This window comes from Ramlibacter lithotrophicus (assembly GCF_012184415.1).
GTDB lineage: Bacteria > Pseudomonadota > Gammaproteobacteria > Burkholderiales > Burkholderiaceae_C > Ramlibacter > Ramlibacter lithotrophicus.
On the sequence record NZ_VTOX01000007.1, the window covers coordinates 132,082 to 147,554 of the forward strand.

Genomic DNA, 15,473 nt, shown 5'->3' on the forward strand with positions numbered 1-15,473 from the left:
TGCCGGGTTTTTTGTTGCCCGCGGTCGGCGGTGCGGCGCCCAAAATGGCGTCATGAATTCCGGCGGCCTGCAATCCGAATTGTTCGAACCCGCCGCGCCCCCGCTGCCGGAGGGAATGCGCTACGAGCCGGAATTCCTGAGCCCGGCCGAAGAGGAATCGCTGGTGGCGCTGGCGCAATCGCTGCCGCTCGCCGAGATGAATTACAAGGGCTACACGGCACGGCGCCGCGTGGCGAGTTATGGCGGCTCCTACGATTTCGATGCAAACCGGCTGCGGGAAGCGCAAGCGCTGCCGCCGTCGCTCGAGCCGCTGCGCGCCAAGGTGGCGGCATGGCTGGGCGTGGCGCCGGGGGCGTTCACCCAGGCGCTCGTCGCCGAGTACCGGCCGGGCACGCCGCTCGGCTGGCACCGCGACGTGCCGGACTTCGAGGACATCGTGGGCGTGTCGCTGCTGGGTGAGGCCGTGATGCGCTTTCGCCCGTACCCGCCGGACCGGCCGAAAAAAGCCGACGTGCTGAAGCTGGTGGTCGAACCGCGCTCGATCTACCTGCTGCGCGGTCCGGCGCGATGGGCGTGGCAGCACGCCGTCGCGGCGACCAGGACGCTGCGCTACTCGATCACGTTCCGCACTGCGCGGCGGCGCTGACGGCGGCCGGCCGCACCCCGCGGGGCTAGCGCTCGCCCGCCGCGAGTGCCATGCGCCGGCGCAGCTGCTGCGCCTCCTCGAGCGCGCCGGCCTGTTCCGCGCGCAGCGCGCGCACCCCAAGCCACGCGAGCAGCGGACGCCGCCAGCCTTGCGCGGAGGCGGTGTCGCTGGCGACGACCAGCACGTCCGGACTGGCGCGCCCGGTGCGAAAGAGCACGCCCGCCGCCACCAGCCGCGCCACCGGATCGGTGATCGCGCCGAGGCCAGCCGGATCGGCGGCGCCTTGCGCCAGCGGCCGGTGCTGCGGCGGCAGCATCGGTACCTGCTCCGCGCCGATCCGGCCCGCCAGGTAATCGGCATAGGCGCGCTCGGCGGCGGGGGCGTCGGCGCGCAATGCTTCGAAGCCGGCGCAGGACTCGAACGCCAGGGTAGCGACCAGCAGTGCGCAGCGGGTGAGCTCCGCGCGTGCGACGAGGCCCGGCTGCCCGGTGCCCGCGAGTGCGGCGCGCGCGCGGGCGAACTCAGCGGCCGCCGCCGGAGCGCGGCCCTCGAGGAACGCCGACGTGTAGCGTGCGAGGCTGTCGTACGCGTTCATCTGCCAGTCGGGCGCCCGCGGCTTGCTGCCGCAGCCGGCGGCGAGGAGGACGAAGGCCAGCAGCCAGCGCCGGCTTGCGCTCATGGCAGCTTCACCTCGGTGTCGCGGGCAAACGGCCATTTGCGATTCAGCTCGTTGATCATCCCCTCGACCTTGCGCAGGGTGGCGTCCACCTCGCCGCGCAGCGTCCCCAGGTCCGCCGTGGCGCCGCGCACGTTGGCGCCTATGCCCTGCGCCTCGACCAGCACGGCGTCGACCCGGCCCAGGCTGGCTCGGGCGTCGCCGAGCAGCCGCTGCAACTCGCGCACGGTGGAGCGGGTGTCGTCCATCACGCCTTGCGGGCCGAACACCTGTGTTTCCGTCTTCGCCGCCATGCCGTCGACGCGCGCGGCGAGGCTGTCGATGCGGGCCAGGACCGCATTGGTACGGTCCAGCGCCGCCACCAGCTTCCTGGAGTCGGCTTCGTTGCCGAACAGCACGCCCATCGCGCCGCGCGGTCCGTTCAGCTTGTCGGCGACCTGCTGCACGCTGGCGAGCGTCTGGCGCAGCGCCGCGTCCTCGCGCGTCATGGCATTGATGTTCTCCAGGACCTCACGGGCCGTCGCCAGCACCCGCGGCAGTTCCGCGGTTGCATCTCCCCGCAGGACCGGACGCTCGGCGCCGTCCGGCAGCGGCGGATCGCCGAGCACGCCGCTGAACGCCCGGATCGCAGTGCCTCCCACGAGGCCGCGCACCAGCGTGAAGACGCTCGAGGTGCGCAGCCAGTGCGCATCGCGGCGCGGCACGTCGACCAGGATGCGCACGTTGCCGGCGGGCGCCAGCTCGACGCGCCGCACCCGGCCGATCGGAAAGCCGGAGAACGTCATGTCCATTCCGGCGGCCACCCCTTCGGCGTCGTCGGTGACCAGGACCAGCGACTGCGTCGGTTCGAAAAAGCCGCGGGCATGCAGCAGGTAGAGCACCGAGCCGGCCACCAGGAGCGCCGTGAACACCAGCAGCAGCGCCGCCTTCAATTCGAGGTTGCGCACCGGGCTGGCGGCGCCCGGCTCAGAGCTCTCCAGCGGTGTCGGCGCGGCCGGCGGCGTGGCCATCAGGCGTAGTTCCCGGCGAGCGACACCGCTTCGAGCACCAGCAGCACGGCGAACATGCGCACCAGCCCCTGCAGCGCGGCGCTCTCGCGCGAGCCGTGGCTTTCGACGTCGTGGAGTCCCGACGCCATCGGAATGATGGAGACCGCCAGGCTGAAGAAGATCGTCTTCAGCAGGAAGATCAGCGCGACCGACGGATTGAACACATGGCCGAAGACGTGGGTGTAGCCGGCCACGCCGGCCAGCGTCCAGCCATACACCGCGAAGTACGCGAGCACCAGCGCGACGACGCAGCTCAGCGCCGCCAGCGTGATGGTGGCGTAGACGCCGGCCAGCGCCCGCGGCAGCGCTTCGGTGACCACCGGGTCGGCGCCGCGGCCGCGCAGGACCGCGAAGCGGCCGTCGCGCCGCATCTGCGCCAGCGCCGCGCCGTTGGGAATGGTGCAGCGCAAGGCGACGAACAGCGCCGCGGTAAGCGGAATGAGCTCCAGCACCAGCACGCGGATCACCATCTCCAGCGCGTAGCGCGACAGGCCGTAGCTGTACGCGGTGACCACCACGATGCGCGTGATCACGAGCGTGAGCAGCGCACACAGCGCGGTGAACCACCACAGGATCGGTGCCGTGTCCTGGTACAGGTGCCGCAGCAGGGCGGAGCGCGTCTCGCGGCCATAGCTCGAGGGCGAGCCGGCCAGCACCAGGATGCAGGCGCCGAAAAAGAGGATGCGCCACCAGCCGGCCGCCCAACGCAGCGGCACGGCGCCGGCCGGACCAAGCCTGGAAAACACGGAAGTCGGCACGCCCATGGCCGGGATGATAGGGCAGCGGCCCACCGGCGCCATTGCCCGCGCGACGCACCGATGCGAAGGCCGCATGCGTGTGGCGCGCGGCCACGCCCACCTTACGCGGCATTACAAAAGAAATCACGCACGGCGCGCCCTTTACCTGCCCTTTGCGATGTCGTCATCAGTCCAAGCGGCCGGTTTGGCAGAGTCGGCTGTCATGAGTGCCCCTGCCCCGTTTCGCGTCCTGCTGCGCGTCCTGCCCGTGGTGCTGCTGTTGCTCGCGGCGGCGTCGGTCCGCGCCGACCCGCCTGGGCGGGTGGCGCGCGTCAATCACGTGGAGGGCAGCGTCAGCCTGGCACCGGCGGGCGACGACGAGTGGACGGAGGCACCGCGCAACCGGCCGCTCACGCGCGGCGACCGGCTCTGGACCGATCGCGGCTCGCGCGCCGAACTGCAGGTGGGTTCGTCGGCGCTGCGGCTCGACGGCCGCACCCGCCTCGACATCCTGGCGCTGGACGACCGCTCGACGCAACTGAGCCTCACGCAAGGCACGCTGTACGTGCGCGTGCGCAGCATCCCGGAAGGCGAGAACTTCGAGGTCGACACGCCCAACCTCGCCTGGCGTGCCGCCTGGCCCGGCGACTATCGCATCGACGTCGATCCCGGCGAGGGGACGACCCGCGTGACGATCCACTCCGGCACCGGCGCCGTGTACGGCGAGAGCGGACAGGCGCTGCCACTCGGCGGCGGCCAGCAGATCACCTTCCGCGGTCGCGAGCTGGCGCAACTGGCAGCGCAGGAGTCGCCGCCGCTGGACGGCTTCGACCGCTGGGCGCAGGCGCGCAACCGGCGCGAGGACCAGTCCATCGCCGCGCGCTACGTGCCGCGCGAGGTGGTGGGCTACCAGGATCTCGATCCGCACGGGCAGTGGCGCCGCGACCCGGTGCACGGCGCGGTGTGGCTGCCGCAGGCCATGCCGGCGGACTGGGCCCCGTACCGGCACGGCCATTGGGACTGGATCGGGCCGTGGGGCTGGACCTGGATCGACGACGCGCCGTGGGGCTTTGCGCCGTTCCACTACGGGCGATGGACGCTGCTCGACGAGCAGTGGGCGTGGGTGCCGGGCCGCCTCGGCGTGCGTCCGGTGTATGCGCCGGCCCTGGTCGCCTTCCTCGGCGGCGGCACCGGCAGCGTGACCTGGTTCCCGCTCGCCCCGGGCGAGGCATGGCGGCCGCCTTACCGGACGAGCCCGGCATACCTTGGCGCCGTCAACCGCGACCTTGCGCTGGAAGCAAATCCGGTGCACGCACACCAGCGCAGCCCGCAGGCGCTGACGTCGGTGGCGGTGTCGGACTTTCACCGCGGCCGGCCCGCCGGCGCCGGCTGGCTGCGAATCGCGGCGAACGTCCTGATGAATGCGCAGGTCGTGGCGCCGCCGGCGATGCCGGATCGCACGGCGCTGGCGCAGGCGCGCGCCAACCGTGTGCCGGTCACCGCGCCGGCGTCAGTGCGGCAGGTCGTTGCCGATGCCGCGCGTCCCGAAGCGACAACACGTTCGGCCTCGCCGGCGCCGGCGCTGCGGGCGCAAGCAGCGACCCAGCCACCGGTGCGGGCGGCGGCTCCCGCCGCGTCGGATCCTGCGCCCGCAGCCGCCGCATCCACGCGAGCGGCCACCCCGCAGCCGGCGCGCGTGCCGAAGGCGGTGGCAGTCGCGAGGGAAGCGGCGCGCAGCGAAGCAGTCGCAGTCCGGCGCGAGCCCGGCGCCGTCCGCGGCAGCCGTGGCGCAGCGGCGCCGCCGCCCGTGCGTGCGCAGGCCCCGCTACCGGCTCGACCCGTTGCGGCCGAGGCGCGCCAGGCGGCGCAGGCGGCGGCAGCCCGCCAACGCGCGGTCCGCCAGCTCGAAGCGAAGCGCGCGGTCGCCGCTCGCACGGAAGAAGCGCGACGCGACAAGCTCCGCGCGGCGGACCTGGTGCGGCGCGAGGCGACAGCGAGAAGAGCCGAGCAGCTCCAGCGGCAGGAGCAGTTGCGGCGCGAAGCCGTCGCCCGCCGCGCGGAGCATGCGCGGCGTCAGGCGCATGCGCAGCAGGTCGAGCAGGCCCGCCAGGCCGCGGAACGCGACGCGCGGGCGCTTGCCGAGCAGCGAGTGCGCCGCGAGCAGCAGGCGCGCCGGGCCGAGCAGGAGCGCGAGCAGGCGGAGCGCGCGGCGTGGCAACGCGCGCAGCAGGCGACCACCGAGCAATGGCGCCGCGAGCACGATGCGTGGGAGCAGCGCCAGCGCCCCCGCGGGCGTCCGGACCTGCGCTCCGATCCCCGCTACGAACCCGCGTATCGCACGCCGGAAGTGTGGCAACGCGGTATTCCGCTGCTCGCGCCGGGCCGCACCAGCTGACGCCCGGCGCGCGGCAGGACCTGGCAAGGCTCGCAAGGAGAACGACATGGATGCACGCGGCAAGATCCTCAGCTCGCTGATGGTGATCGCCGGCCTCGCCGGCGCGGCGAGCTCCGCCCATGCGAGTGCCGCCGCGGCGGCCAGCATGAGCCATCGCGAAGGCTCGGTGGCGGTAGCCCCGGCCGGCGCCACCGAATGGACCGAAGCCGCGCCCGGGCGGGCGGTGGCGGGCGGCGACCGCCTGTGGACGGACCCGGGTGCGCGCGCCGAAGTTCACCTCGGCGGTGCCGTCCTGCACATGGACAGCGAGGCCTTCCTGGAGGTGGCCGATTTGGGCGGCGGACTGTTTCTGGGCCATCTGCATGACGGCGCGCTGATCGTGCGCGTGCGCGCGCTCGCGGCTGGGGACCAGCTCGAGATCGGCACGCCGCACTTTTCCGTCCGGTTGCTGCGCGCCGGCGACTACCGCATCGACGTCGACCCGGCGCGTGGCGCGAGCCGGCTGACGGTCGGCCAGGGGCACGCGTTCGTGCGTGCCGGCAAGGGCCAGGCGCTGGCCGTGCCGGCTTCGCAGCAGCTCGAATGGACCGCGGGCGAACTGAAGCTGGTGCCGGCAGCGCGGGCCGCGCCGGATGCATTCGAGCGCTGGGCCGCGGGTCGCCACCGTCGCGAAGAGCAGGTGCTCGCATCGCGTGCCCGGCCCGCCTCGCGCCAGGGCGTGGCCGACGCACAGACTGCGGGGGCATGGGTGTGGATCGGCTCCCGATGGGCCTGGATGCCGGCACCGGCACCGGTGGCACCGTCGTCAGGCGGCGAGTGGGAGGAACCGCGGGCGAGGTTGCCGGCGCCCAGCCGGATCACCCGCGGCGAGGCGGAGGATCCGCGCACGCAGTGGCAGCTTGACCAGGCGCAGCGGCAGATGCAGCCGCTGCCGCCCCGCACGCGGCCTCCGGGGCCCTGATGCAAGAACGCCGCAGCGGAGCTGCGGCGCTTGATTGGATGCCGGACAGGGTGACTCGCCCCGCCGTGCGGTCAGGCCTCAGTTGACGGCCTGGGCGAAGGAACGGACGACGGGCGCCGGCTTGTCTTCTTCGGGCGGCAGGTAGATCGTCGTGCGGTCGATCTTCGCGTCATAGGCCGCGAGTTCGGCGCTGGCGCTGCGGATCACGGCGCGGTCCAGCGGATGGCACTTGCGCTGGCTGAGGCGGCTCAGGGATTCGGATTTCTCGATCGTCTGCCGAATGCTGCCGGGGTCGGTGATCAGCGCGAAAGGATTGCCAGCCGCCGTTTCTGTTCTCATTCTCTGAACTCCTGTAATTGCCGAAGTGATCGATGGAGGCAATGTGGCAGGAGGGCCGACTTTGTAACGTCAGGGCGTTTCGTTACACCTTGTAGGACGCATTCTCACGCGGTAGCAAGAACTGATGCTGTGGCGAGCGAGGTTGCACAATAGCCGCATGCCCTTCCTGCCGCCCTTCATCGAGCCGACGCGGCACAGCGATCCCGACAGTGCGCTGGCCCAGGTCCGCAAGATCTACTCGCAGCAGATCGCCCACCTGCGGGGAGCCATGCAGCGCTTCGTTGCGGGTGAAGACCTGCCCGGCCACGTACGTGCCTGCTATCCCTATGTGCGGATCCACACCGACACCGTGATCCGGCAGGAGGTGCTGGAAAACCTCGGCCTCAGTTACGGCTTCGTCGCCGGGGTCGGCCGCTTCGAGACGACGCTGACCCGCCCGGACCTGTACGCGCGCTATTACCTGGAGCAGTTCCGGCTGCTGCAGCAGAATCACGGCGTCGAACTCGAAGTGGGCACCAGCACCCAGCCGATCCCTGTCCACTTCTCGTTCGCGGAGAACGACCACCTGGAGGGCAGCCTCAGTCCGGCGCGCCGGATGATGCTGCGCGACCTGTTCGACCTGCCGGACCTCGGGTCCATGGACGACGGCATCGCCAACGGCACCTGGGCGCCGCACCCCGGGGAGGCCCAGCCCCTGGCGCTCTTCACCGCGGCGCGCGTCGACTACTCGCTGCACCGGCTGCGCCACTACACCGGCACGCTGCCGGAGTGGTTCCAGAACTTCGTGCTGTTCACCAATTACCAGTTCTACATCGACGAATTCGTGCGGCTCGGGCACGAGGAGATGGCCAACCCCGACAGCGGCTACGCCGCGTTCGTGGAGCCGGGCAACGTCGTCACGCGGCGCGCGGGACTGGCCCCGGAACCGGGCGACGAACTCGGCGCCGTGCCGGGCCGGCTGCCGCAGATGCCGGCCTACCACCTGAGCCGGCCAGGCCACGGGGGCATCACGATGGTCAACATCGGTGTGGGGCCGGCGAATGCGAAGACGATCACCGATCACATCGCGGTGTTGCGGCCGCATGCGTGGATGATGCTGGGGCACTGCGCGGGCCTGCGCAACAGCCAGCAGCTCGGCGACTACGTCCTGGCCCATGCCTACGTGCGCGAAGACCATGTGCTGGACGAAGAACTGCCGCTGTGGGTGCCAATCCCGGCGCTGGCCGAAATCCAGCTGGCGCTGGAGCGCGCCGTCGCCGACGTCACCCAATGCCAGGGCGCCGACCTCAAGCGGATCATGCGCACCGGCACCGTGGCCAGCACCGACAACCGCAACTGGGAGCTGCTGCCGAACAACATGCCGCAGCGCCGTTTCAGCCAGAGCCGCGCCGTCGCCCTCGACATGGAAAGCGCGACCATCGCCGCCAACGGGTTCCGCTTCCGCGTCCCCTACGGCACCTTGCTGTGCGTGAGCGACAAGCCGCTGCACGGCGAGATCAAGCTGCCGGGAATGGCCAACAAGTTCTATCGCGAACGCGTCGACCAGCACCTGCGCATCGGCATGCGGGCCATCGAGATCCTGCGCGCCGAGGGGCCGCAGCGGCTGCACAGCCGCAAGCTGCGCAGCTTCGACGAGGTGGCGTTCCAGTAGCCGGCGCGGCGTCAGCGCAACGCGGTCGCCATCGGCTCGCCCAGGCGCACCGGCCGTGTCGGGGCCCAGTCCGGCACGAAAGTGAGCACGTTCTTCGGGAACAACATGACGACCGTGGACCCGAGCAGGAACCGGCCCATCTCGGCGCCCTTGGCCAGCACGATGTCCTGGTCTTCGTAATGCCACTCGCGGATGCCGCGGGTGCGCGGCGGATTGACCACGCCGTGCCACACGGTGGCCACGCTGCCCACGATGGTCGCGCCCACCAGCACGTTGACGAACGGCCCGAACGGCGTCTCGAACACGCACACCACCCGCTCGTTGCGGGCGAACAGGCTCGGCACGTGGCGCGCCGTCAGCGGATTGACCGAGAACAGGTCGCCCGGCACGTAGATCATGCGCACCAGCCGGCCGTCGCACGGCATGTGGATGCGGTGGTAGTCGCGCGGTGCCAGGTACAGCGTGGCGAAGTGGCCGTGGTCGAAGCGGTGCGCCAGCGCCTGGTCGCCGCCCACGAGGGCGCGGGTGGAATAGCTGTGCCCCTTCGCCTGGAAGAGCTGGTCGCGCTCGATCGGGCCGAACTGGCTGATCGCGGCGTCCACCGGGCACACGAACGGCGAATCGGCGATCGGCCGCACGCCTTCGCGCAAGGCGCGCGTGAAGAAGTCGTTGAACGTGGCGTAGCTCTCGATCGACGGGTCCGCGGCCTCCGACATGTCGACCCCGTAGTGGGCGACGAACTTGCGGATCACGGCGTGGGTCAGCGCGCCGCCGCGCAGGTTCGCGAACTTGCCCGCCAGCACGGTGAGCACCCGCTTGGGCAGCAGGTATTGCGGCGTCACCGCCAGACGGTTGGACATGGGGCCGGTCTTTCTCAAAACGGAAAATTCTGCCATCGGGCAGTGCCGGCGGGGCGGCGCCGCGGACGATCGCTGCTGACGGACAATACGCGCTGTCCACCTGCCCGTCGATGAGCGAACCCATTTTCGATGTCCGCCACCTGAGCAAGCGCTACGGCGGCACGCCCGTCGTGCAGGACCTGTCGTTCGGGATCGCGCGCGGCGAGTGCCTGGGCGTGATCGGGCCCAACGGCGCCGGCAAGACGACCACCATCCGCATGTGCCTGGGCCTGACGGCGCCCGACGGCGGCAGCATTTCGTACTTCCCCGGCGGCGCTGCCGCGGACGCCCTGACCATGCCGCGCGATGCGCTCGCCATCAAGGCGCAACTGGGCGTGGTGAGCCAGTTCGACACGCTCGATCCGGACTTCACCTGCGCCGAGAACCTGCTGGTCTACGGCCGCTACTTCGGGATGCGAAGCGCCGACATCCGCGCGCGCATTCCGCAGTTGCTCGAGTTCGCTGCCCTGTCGCACAAGGCGCAGGCGCGGCCCGCCGAACTCTCCGGCGGGATGCGCCGCCGCCTCAGCCTGGCGCGCTCGTTGATCAACGACCCGCGCCTGCTCCTGCTCGACGAGCCGACCACCGGCCTGGATCCGCAGGCGCGCCACCTGATGTGGGAACGGCTGCAGCTGTTGCTGCAGCGCGGCAAGTCGATCCTGCTGACCACGCATTTCATGGACGAGGCCGAGCGCCTGTGCTCGCGGCTGCTGGTGATCGACCACGGCCGCAAGATCGCCGAGGGCCGGCCGCGCGACCTGATCGCCCAGCACCTCGAGCCGGAGGTGGTGGAGGCCTACGGGCAGGGCGCGCTGGAACTGGCCCAGGCGCCGCTCGCGCGGCTGGCAGCGCGGGTGGAAGTCAGCGGCGAGACCGTCTTCTTCTACATCCATGACGCGCGCTCCCTGGTGGAGGCGCTGTCCGCGCGCCCGACCCTGCGCACGTTGCACCGGCCGGCCAACCTGGAAGACCTGTTCCTGAAGCTGACTGGCCGCCAGATCAGGGAGGAAGGATGAACGGAGCCGGCATCTGGCGCGCCCCCGACCTGTCGCTGCGCTGGTGGCCGGTGTTCCTGCGCAACCTGCTGGTGTGGCGCAAGCTCGCCGTTCCCAGCCTGGTAGGCAACATCGCGGAGCCGCTGATGTGGCTGGTCGCCTTCGGTTACGGCATGGGCGCGCTGGTCGGCCAGGTGCAACTGGGCGGCACCCGGGTGCCGTACATCCTGTTCCTGGCCAGCGGCTCGATCTGCATGAGCGCGATGAACGCCGCCTCGTTCGAGGCGCTCTATTCCGCCTTCTCGCGTATGCATGTGCAGAAGACCTGGGACGGCATCATGAACGCGCCGGTGAACCTGGACAACGTGGTGATGGCCGAGATGTTGTGGGCCGCCTTCAAGGCGATGTCATCGGTGACGGCGATCCTCGTGGTCATGCTGGCCCTCGGGATCAGTTACAGCCCCAAGCTGCTGGTGGCCTGGCCCGTGCTGCTGGGGGTGGGCATCACGTTCTCCTGCATCGCGCTGATCTTCAACGCGCTGGCGAAGGGCTACGACTTCTTCACGTACTACTTCACGCTGTTTCTCACGCCGATGATGTTCCTGTCCGGCGTTTTCTTCCCGCGCGACCAGCTGCCCGTTGCCCTGCGCCTGTTCTCCGACTGGCTGCCCCTCACGAACGCCGTGGAACTGGTCCGTCCGATGTTCATGGACCAGTGGCCGGCGGCGCCGTGGCGGCACGCCGTGGTGCTGGTCGCCTACACCGTGGCGGCTTTCTGGCTTGCGTTGGCCCTCACCCGTCGCCGGTTCCGCGCCTGACCGCCGCTGTCACTGGCGAGACAGTGGATGGGGACCGCATGTAACACTATGTATCAGAGCTACCGAACGGTGCCTCGACGGCCATGACCGCCACCTTCGCGCCACCCACCAGTCCGACGCCGCCGACCGACGGGCTTCAACTGCGCGCCAGCCCGCAGCTCGAGGCGGTGCCGTTACACCGTCCGCGGCCCGCGTCCGCCCCTGCCAGCGCGACCGCCACGCCAACCGGCGTATCCGGGCGCACCCTCGGCAATTCGCCGCTCTGGCTGCTGGTCGGCCTCGCCGCGCTGGCGAGCGCGGGCTGGCTGCTGGAACGCCGCCGCCGCCGCGAGCTCGAAACCGAAAAGGACTCCGTGCTGTGGGCCGGCGTGCAGCCGCCAGGCTCCTCGATCATCACCGAGCTGAGTGACGGCGAGGCGGACGACGATGACGCGCCGTCGCGGCCGCCGCTGCCGTCGGCCGCGCCGCCGACGACCGCCGGCGCGCGGCGCGAGGCAACCCTGACCGACCTGCACGAGCTCGACGGGCGGCTGCGGCGCCGGCGGGCGAGCGGCGACCTGCTGGCCGCCGTGCTGCTGCTCCAGCAGCACGTCGCGGATTTCCGCTTCACGAGCCCGTGGGTGTTCCTCGAACTGCGCGAGCTCTATCACCTGCTGTCGCGCGAGCGCGACTGGGAACTGGCGCGCGAGGTGTTCCAGCTGCGCTTCGGCCAGCGCGCCCCGCTGTGGCAGGCACCATCCACCGCCGAGGCGCAACTGGCCGACGATCGGGTGATCTGCGACGAGCTCGTCCCGCAGTGGCCATTCCGGGAAGCGAGGGTGGCGATGCTGCGCTGGGTGCTCGGGGAGCCGGAGACGCCCGGGGAGCCGTACCACCCGCCCGTGCTCGCGCTCGGCGTATACCGCGACCTCCTGTTCCTCGATCGGCTGCTGGACCGGGTGCTCATCACGCGTGCGCCCGCCGTGGATTCGCTTCTGTAGCCGCGCACCGCGGGCCCGGGCAGCACGGACAATGGGGCATGTCCTCCCATCCCTTCGACGCGCTCACGCCCGACGTCGTGCTCGACGCGCTCGCCGCCGTCGGCCTGCATGGCGACGGCCGGCTGCTGGCCCTGAGCTCCTACGAGAACCGCGTCTACCAGGCGCACCTGGAGGCGCCGTGCGACGGCCATGCCGCCGTGGTCGCCAAGTTCTACCGGCCGGGCCGCTGGAGCGAAGCGCAGATCCTGGAGGAGCATCGCTTCGCGGCCGAACTGATGGCGGCCGAAGTGCCGGCGGTGGGCCCGCTGGTCCTGGGCGGTGCGACACTGCACCGGCACGCGGGTTTCCACTTCAGCGTCAGCCCGCGCCACGGCGGCCGCTCGCCGGAGCTCGACGACGCGGAAGTACTAGAATGGATCGGCCGGTTCCTGGCGCGCATCCATGACGTGGGCGCGGCCCGGCGGTTCGAACACCGGCCGCCGCTCGATCCGCAGACCTTCCTCGTGGAGCCCAGGGACTGGCTGCTGCACCACCACATGATCCCGCTCGACGTCCAGTCCGCCTGGGAGAAGCGCTGCAACGAGGCGCTGCGAATGATCGAGGATTCTCCGCTGTCGCGGACGGCCGCGGCCGGCATCGCCGTGCTGCGCCTGCACGGCGACTGCCACCCGGGCAACATCCTGTGGACGCCGGACGCCGGGCCGCACTTCGTCGACCTCGACGACGCGCGCACCGGATCGGCGGTGCAGGACCTGTGGATGCTGCTGTCCGGCGACCGGGCCCAGCGCCAGCGGCAACTCGGCCCGCTCCTGGACGGCTACGAGACCTTGCGCGAGTTTGACCGCGCCGAACTCGCGCTGATCGAGCCGCTGCGCACCTTGCGGCTGATTCACTACAGCGCCTGGCTCGCGCGACGCTGGGACGACCCGATCTTTCCGATCAACTTTCCCTGGTTCGGCACCAGCGATTACTGGCAGGGACAGGTCCAGATGCTCGAGGAGCAACTCGAGGCGATGGCGGAGCCGCCCCTGATCGCGTAGCGATGGATTTGCTGAAATCTTTCGACCGCATCGCGCGGGTTTACCCTGAGCAAACAGAGCGCCGCTTGTACGCAGGAGCCCTCATGCAGCGGGGCTCCGGCCGACGTTAGGATTTGCGCCAGCGAACTGTTCTCGCGCCACTTCCGGAGAATTTCTGATGCACCGCCGTTCCGTACTTGCCGCCCTGTTGCTGTCCATCGCCAGCCTGGCCGGCGCGCAGGGGTCATACCCGACCAAGCCCATCACGATGGTGGTGCCGTTCCCGCCGGGGGGCCTTGCCGACCTGGTCGGCCGCCCCGTTGCCGAGGCGATGTCGCGCGACCTCGGCCAGAACGTGATCGTCGAGAACAAGGGCGGCGCCGGCGGCGGCATCGGCATGGCGCACGCCGCCAAGGCGCAGCCCGACGGCTACACGGTGCTGATGGCGCTGTCGTCGTTCACCGTGATTCCGGAGGCCGACAAGGTGCTGGGACGCGCACCGATGTACGCGCTGAATTCGTTGCGCCCGATCGCCCGCATCACGGCCGACCCGACGGTGCTGGCCGTGCGCGCCGACTCGCCGTGGAAGACGGTGAAGGATTTCGTCGAGGATGCCAGGAAGCGGCCCGGCGCGATCAACTACGGCTCGTCGGGCAACTACGGCACCATGCACGTCCCGATGGAGATCCTGTCGCAGAACGCGGGCATCAAGATGACGCACGTCCCGTTCACCGGCGCCGGCCCGGCCGTCGTGGCGCTGCTCAGCGGACAGATCGACGCGGTGTCCTCGGGCCCCGCCACCGTGCTGCAGCACGTGAAGGCCGGCAAGCTGCGCGTGCTGGGCCACTGGGGCAATGCGAAGCTGGAATCGATGCCCGAGGTGCCGTCGCTCAAGTCCGCCGGCTACAACGCCGAATACGCGCAGTGGTCTGGCCTGTTCGTGCCGGCGGGCACGCCGGAGCCGGTCGTGCAGCGCCTGCGCAAGGCCGCGCAATTCGCCGCCAACGACGCCAAGGTCAAGGACACCATCCTGAACGCCGGCAGCCCCGTGCTGTACCAGGACACGCCGGACTTCGAGAAGTACGTGGCCACCGACGCGAAAAACATGACCGAGGTGGTCAGGAAGATCGGCAAGGTCGAATAAGAGCTGCACGGCCGCGACGCGCGGCCGGCGACGGAAACGAGAAACGGCCGTCAGGAGCTGTAGCGCGAGCTGTGCCGCGATAGCCTTCTCTCTCGCTTGGCCGCGGTGCTGGTGAGTGTGACCCTCGGAGACCGCGTTGGACTAGTTGCGCCCGATGTACATCAGACCGGTTGACTTGTCCGAATCCGCCGCGACGAGCACGAGCCGCCGTGCGGCTCTGTCGTAGTACGCCGATCCGGTGAAGGTGTACAGCCGGCTCAGTTTGCACCCGACGCCAACCGTGACTGTCACATCGAAGACGTTCTTGCCGCTGGCGCGTGGCGTGAGCCTGCCCGATCCTCCGCACGCAATGGCGAACGGGACTGTGAACGCACCCGAGCTGTCGACTGTGATCGAGATGCCCGCCTGAAGAGGGCTAACGAGGGCAGAGCCGGCGCCACTGAAGGTGCCAGCGACGTCCGCCAGTAACGCGGGTTCGTCATACCCGGGCTGGTACCTGGCCTCTATCGTGGTGCCGGTGGAGGTCGTCACCGCGATCATGCTTTTCGCACTGAACGTCCCTGAGTACGAGCCGGGGGTCAAGATCAGCGGGGTCTTCACTGTCGTCCCGATGGCCCCACCCGAGCCGGAGAAGGCGTTTCCGCTGGCGGTGGTGGTGCCATAGAGACCTCCGAAGGGCCACTGCGGGAATGACGGCGGCACGCCTTCGTAGACAGCCCACGTGTCGCCGTTTTCCAGGATCAACATTGAGACGTTGTAGCCGGTCGTCCTGTTGTAGCCCGGGCTCGAAACACCCTGCCAGTAGCCTTCCGGGGTCGAGTCGCCACCGCCACATCCCGCCAAGACCGACGCGAGAATGGCCGAAATGATCAGGTTGTTCACTGCTCTGTACTCCTACCGAGGCGCAAGCCAAAACAACTGACACCGGCCACTTCGGTGAGCGTCAGTCTACTCGGGCCCCTGCTTTTGCGGATCGTGCTCGCTAAAGGTATATGGTGGCCGGACGCTTGCACTCACCCACCCGCGCGCCAACCTGACCCTGCGCACTGGCCGGTCCTCTGACGGCGCCGTCCAGCGCAAACCGAGGCGCCGGGTCGCCAGCGCGCCGCGCCATCTCTCAACGTTGAGACCAGCCCGCTGACCCAGTCATAAACTGCTATCTCG

The 15,473-nt window shown here is 70.3% G+C and carries 15 protein-coding genes; 9 read left to right on the forward strand and 6 right to left on the reverse strand.

Translation table 11 applies throughout. From position 1 onward, the window contains the following. Window positions 1-52: 52 nt before the first annotated feature. Window positions 53-646: an alpha-ketoglutarate-dependent dioxygenase AlkB gene (locus tag RAMLITH_RS18255; protein ID WP_168108876.1), complete on the forward strand. Its 594-nt coding sequence runs from the start codon at window positions 53-55 to the stop codon at window positions 644-646. A gap of 25 nt (window positions 647-671) precedes the next feature. On the opposite strand, the gene RAMLITH_RS18260 is transcribed toward RAMLITH_RS18255, so the two are convergent. The 3 genes from RAMLITH_RS18260 to RAMLITH_RS18270 are packed head-to-tail and all read right to left on the reverse strand — an operon-like array spanning window position 672 to window position 3,135. After that, window positions 672-1,325, reverse strand: a complete 654-nt coding sequence (locus tag RAMLITH_RS18260; RefSeq protein ID WP_168108877.1) for a hypothetical protein — start codon at window positions 1,323-1,325, stop codon at window positions 672-674. Continuing rightward, complete coding sequence (locus tag RAMLITH_RS18265; protein ID WP_168108878.1) at window positions 1,322-2,332, reverse strand: MlaD family protein; 1,011 nt, start codon at window positions 2,330-2,332, stop codon at window positions 1,322-1,324. The genes RAMLITH_RS18260 and RAMLITH_RS18265 overlap by 4 nt, the downstream gene beginning before the upstream one ends. Next, window positions 2,332-3,135: an MlaE family ABC transporter permease gene (locus RAMLITH_RS18270; RefSeq protein ID WP_168108879.1), complete on the reverse strand. Its 804-nt coding sequence runs from the start codon at window positions 3,133-3,135 to the stop codon at window positions 2,332-2,334. The genes RAMLITH_RS18265 and RAMLITH_RS18270 overlap by 1 nt, the downstream gene beginning before the upstream one ends. A 196-nt stretch (window positions 3,136-3,331) precedes the next feature. On the opposite strand from RAMLITH_RS18270, the gene RAMLITH_RS18275 reads away from it, so the two are divergent. After that, complete coding sequence (locus tag RAMLITH_RS18275; RefSeq protein WP_168108880.1) at window positions 3,332-5,503, forward strand: FecR family protein; 2,172 nt, start codon at window positions 3,332-3,334, stop codon at window positions 5,501-5,503. 46 nt (window positions 5,504-5,549) lie between these two features. Next, on the forward strand, window positions 5,550-6,464 hold the full coding sequence (locus tag RAMLITH_RS18280; RefSeq protein ID WP_168108881.1) for a hypothetical protein: 915 nt from the start codon (window positions 5,550-5,552) through the stop codon (window positions 6,462-6,464). Window positions 6,465-6,542: 78 nt separating this feature from the next. Here RAMLITH_RS18280 and RAMLITH_RS18285 read toward each other — a convergent pair whose 3' ends face one another. Further along, a complete protein-coding gene (locus RAMLITH_RS18285; RefSeq protein WP_168108882.1) occupies window positions 6,543-6,803 on the reverse strand; it encodes a hypothetical protein in 261 nt (86 codons plus the stop codon). Window positions 6,804-6,960: 157 nt separating this feature from the next. On the opposite strand from RAMLITH_RS18285, the gene RAMLITH_RS18290 reads away from it, so the two are divergent. Next, window positions 6,961-8,454 carry an AMP nucleosidase gene (locus RAMLITH_RS18290; protein ID WP_168108883.1) on the forward strand — a complete coding sequence of 498 codons (1,494 nt, stop codon included), beginning with the start codon at window positions 6,961-6,963 and terminating at the stop codon, window positions 8,452-8,454. An 11-nt stretch (window positions 8,455-8,465) separates the two neighbouring features. Here RAMLITH_RS18290 and asd read toward each other — a convergent pair whose 3' ends face one another. Then, on the reverse strand, window positions 8,466-9,314 hold the full coding sequence (gene asd, locus RAMLITH_RS18295) for an archaetidylserine decarboxylase (protein ID WP_168108884.1): 849 nt from the start codon (window positions 9,312-9,314) through the stop codon (window positions 8,466-8,468). A 110-nt stretch (window positions 9,315-9,424) separates the two neighbouring features. On the opposite strand from asd, the gene RAMLITH_RS18300 reads away from it, so the two are divergent. The 5 genes from RAMLITH_RS18300 (at window position 9,425) to RAMLITH_RS18320 (ending at window position 14,309) form a co-directional block, all read left to right on the forward strand. Next, on the forward strand, window positions 9,425-10,369 hold the full coding sequence (locus tag RAMLITH_RS18300) for an ATP-binding cassette domain-containing protein (protein ID WP_168108885.1): 945 nt from the start codon (window positions 9,425-9,427) through the stop codon (window positions 10,367-10,369). Beyond that, window positions 10,366-11,166 (forward strand): ABC transporter permease, encoded by an 801-nt coding sequence (locus RAMLITH_RS18305; protein WP_168108886.1) that lies wholly within the window; start codon window positions 10,366-10,368, stop codon window positions 11,164-11,166. The genes RAMLITH_RS18300 and RAMLITH_RS18305 overlap by 4 nt, the downstream gene beginning before the upstream one ends. Window positions 11,167-11,249: 83 nt before the next feature. Beyond that, a complete protein-coding gene (locus RAMLITH_RS18310; protein WP_168108887.1) occupies window positions 11,250-12,146 on the forward strand; it encodes a hypothetical protein in 897 nt (298 codons plus the stop codon). A gap of 38 nt (window positions 12,147-12,184) precedes the next feature. Continuing rightward, window positions 12,185-13,186, forward strand: a complete 1,002-nt coding sequence (locus RAMLITH_RS18315; protein WP_168108888.1) for a serine/threonine protein kinase — start codon at window positions 12,185-12,187, stop codon at window positions 13,184-13,186. Window positions 13,187-13,343: 157 nt separating this feature from the next. Further along, complete coding sequence (locus RAMLITH_RS18320) at window positions 13,344-14,309, forward strand: Bug family tripartite tricarboxylate transporter substrate binding protein (RefSeq protein ID WP_168108889.1); 966 nt, start codon at window positions 13,344-13,346, stop codon at window positions 14,307-14,309. Window positions 14,310-14,450: 141 nt separating this feature from the next. Here RAMLITH_RS18320 and RAMLITH_RS18325 read toward each other — a convergent pair whose 3' ends face one another. Beyond that, a complete protein-coding gene (locus RAMLITH_RS18325; RefSeq protein ID WP_168108890.1) occupies window positions 14,451-15,191 on the reverse strand; it encodes a hypothetical protein in 741 nt (246 codons plus the stop codon). Window positions 15,192-15,473 lie beyond the last annotated feature (282 nt).

What these genes read in the sequence shown, in the direction of transcription:
- RAMLITH_RS18255 (WP_168108876.1), top strand. Translation starts at nt 53, where the DNA reads ATGAATTCCGGCGGCCTGCAATCCGAATTGTTCGAACCCGCCGCGCCC.
- RAMLITH_RS18260 (WP_168108877.1), bottom strand. Translation starts at nt 1,325, where the DNA reads ATGAGCGCAAGCCGGCGCTGGCTGCTGGCCTTCGTCCTCCTCGCCGCC.
- RAMLITH_RS18265 (WP_168108878.1), bottom strand. Translation starts at nt 2,332, where the DNA reads ATGGCCACGCCGCCGGCCGCGCCGACACCGCTGGAGAGCTCTGAGCCG.
- RAMLITH_RS18270 (WP_168108879.1), bottom strand. Translation starts at nt 3,135, where the DNA reads ATGGGCGTGCCGACTTCCGTGTTTTCCAGGCTTGGTCCGGCCGGCGCC.
- RAMLITH_RS18275 (WP_168108880.1), top strand. Translation starts at nt 3,332, where the DNA reads ATGAGTGCCCCTGCCCCGTTTCGCGTCCTGCTGCGCGTCCTGCCCGTG.
- RAMLITH_RS18280 (WP_168108881.1), top strand. Translation starts at nt 5,550, where the DNA reads ATGGATGCACGCGGCAAGATCCTCAGCTCGCTGATGGTGATCGCCGGC.
- RAMLITH_RS18285 (WP_168108882.1), bottom strand. Translation starts at nt 6,803, where the DNA reads ATGAGAACAGAAACGGCGGCTGGCAATCCTTTCGCGCTGATCACCGAC.
- RAMLITH_RS18290 (WP_168108883.1), top strand. Translation starts at nt 6,961, where the DNA reads ATGCCCTTCCTGCCGCCCTTCATCGAGCCGACGCGGCACAGCGATCCC.
- asd (WP_168108884.1), bottom strand. Translation starts at nt 9,314, where the DNA reads ATGTCCAACCGTCTGGCGGTGACGCCGCAATACCTGCTGCCCAAGCGG.
- RAMLITH_RS18300 (WP_168108885.1), top strand. Translation starts at nt 9,425, where the DNA reads ATGAGCGAACCCATTTTCGATGTCCGCCACCTGAGCAAGCGCTACGGC.
- RAMLITH_RS18305 (WP_168108886.1), top strand. Translation starts at nt 10,366, where the DNA reads ATGAACGGAGCCGGCATCTGGCGCGCCCCCGACCTGTCGCTGCGCTGG.
- RAMLITH_RS18310 (WP_168108887.1), top strand. Translation starts at nt 11,250, where the DNA reads ATGACCGCCACCTTCGCGCCACCCACCAGTCCGACGCCGCCGACCGAC.
- RAMLITH_RS18315 (WP_168108888.1), top strand. Translation starts at nt 12,185, where the DNA reads ATGTCCTCCCATCCCTTCGACGCGCTCACGCCCGACGTCGTGCTCGAC.
- RAMLITH_RS18320 (WP_168108889.1), top strand. Translation starts at nt 13,344, where the DNA reads ATGCACCGCCGTTCCGTACTTGCCGCCCTGTTGCTGTCCATCGCCAGC.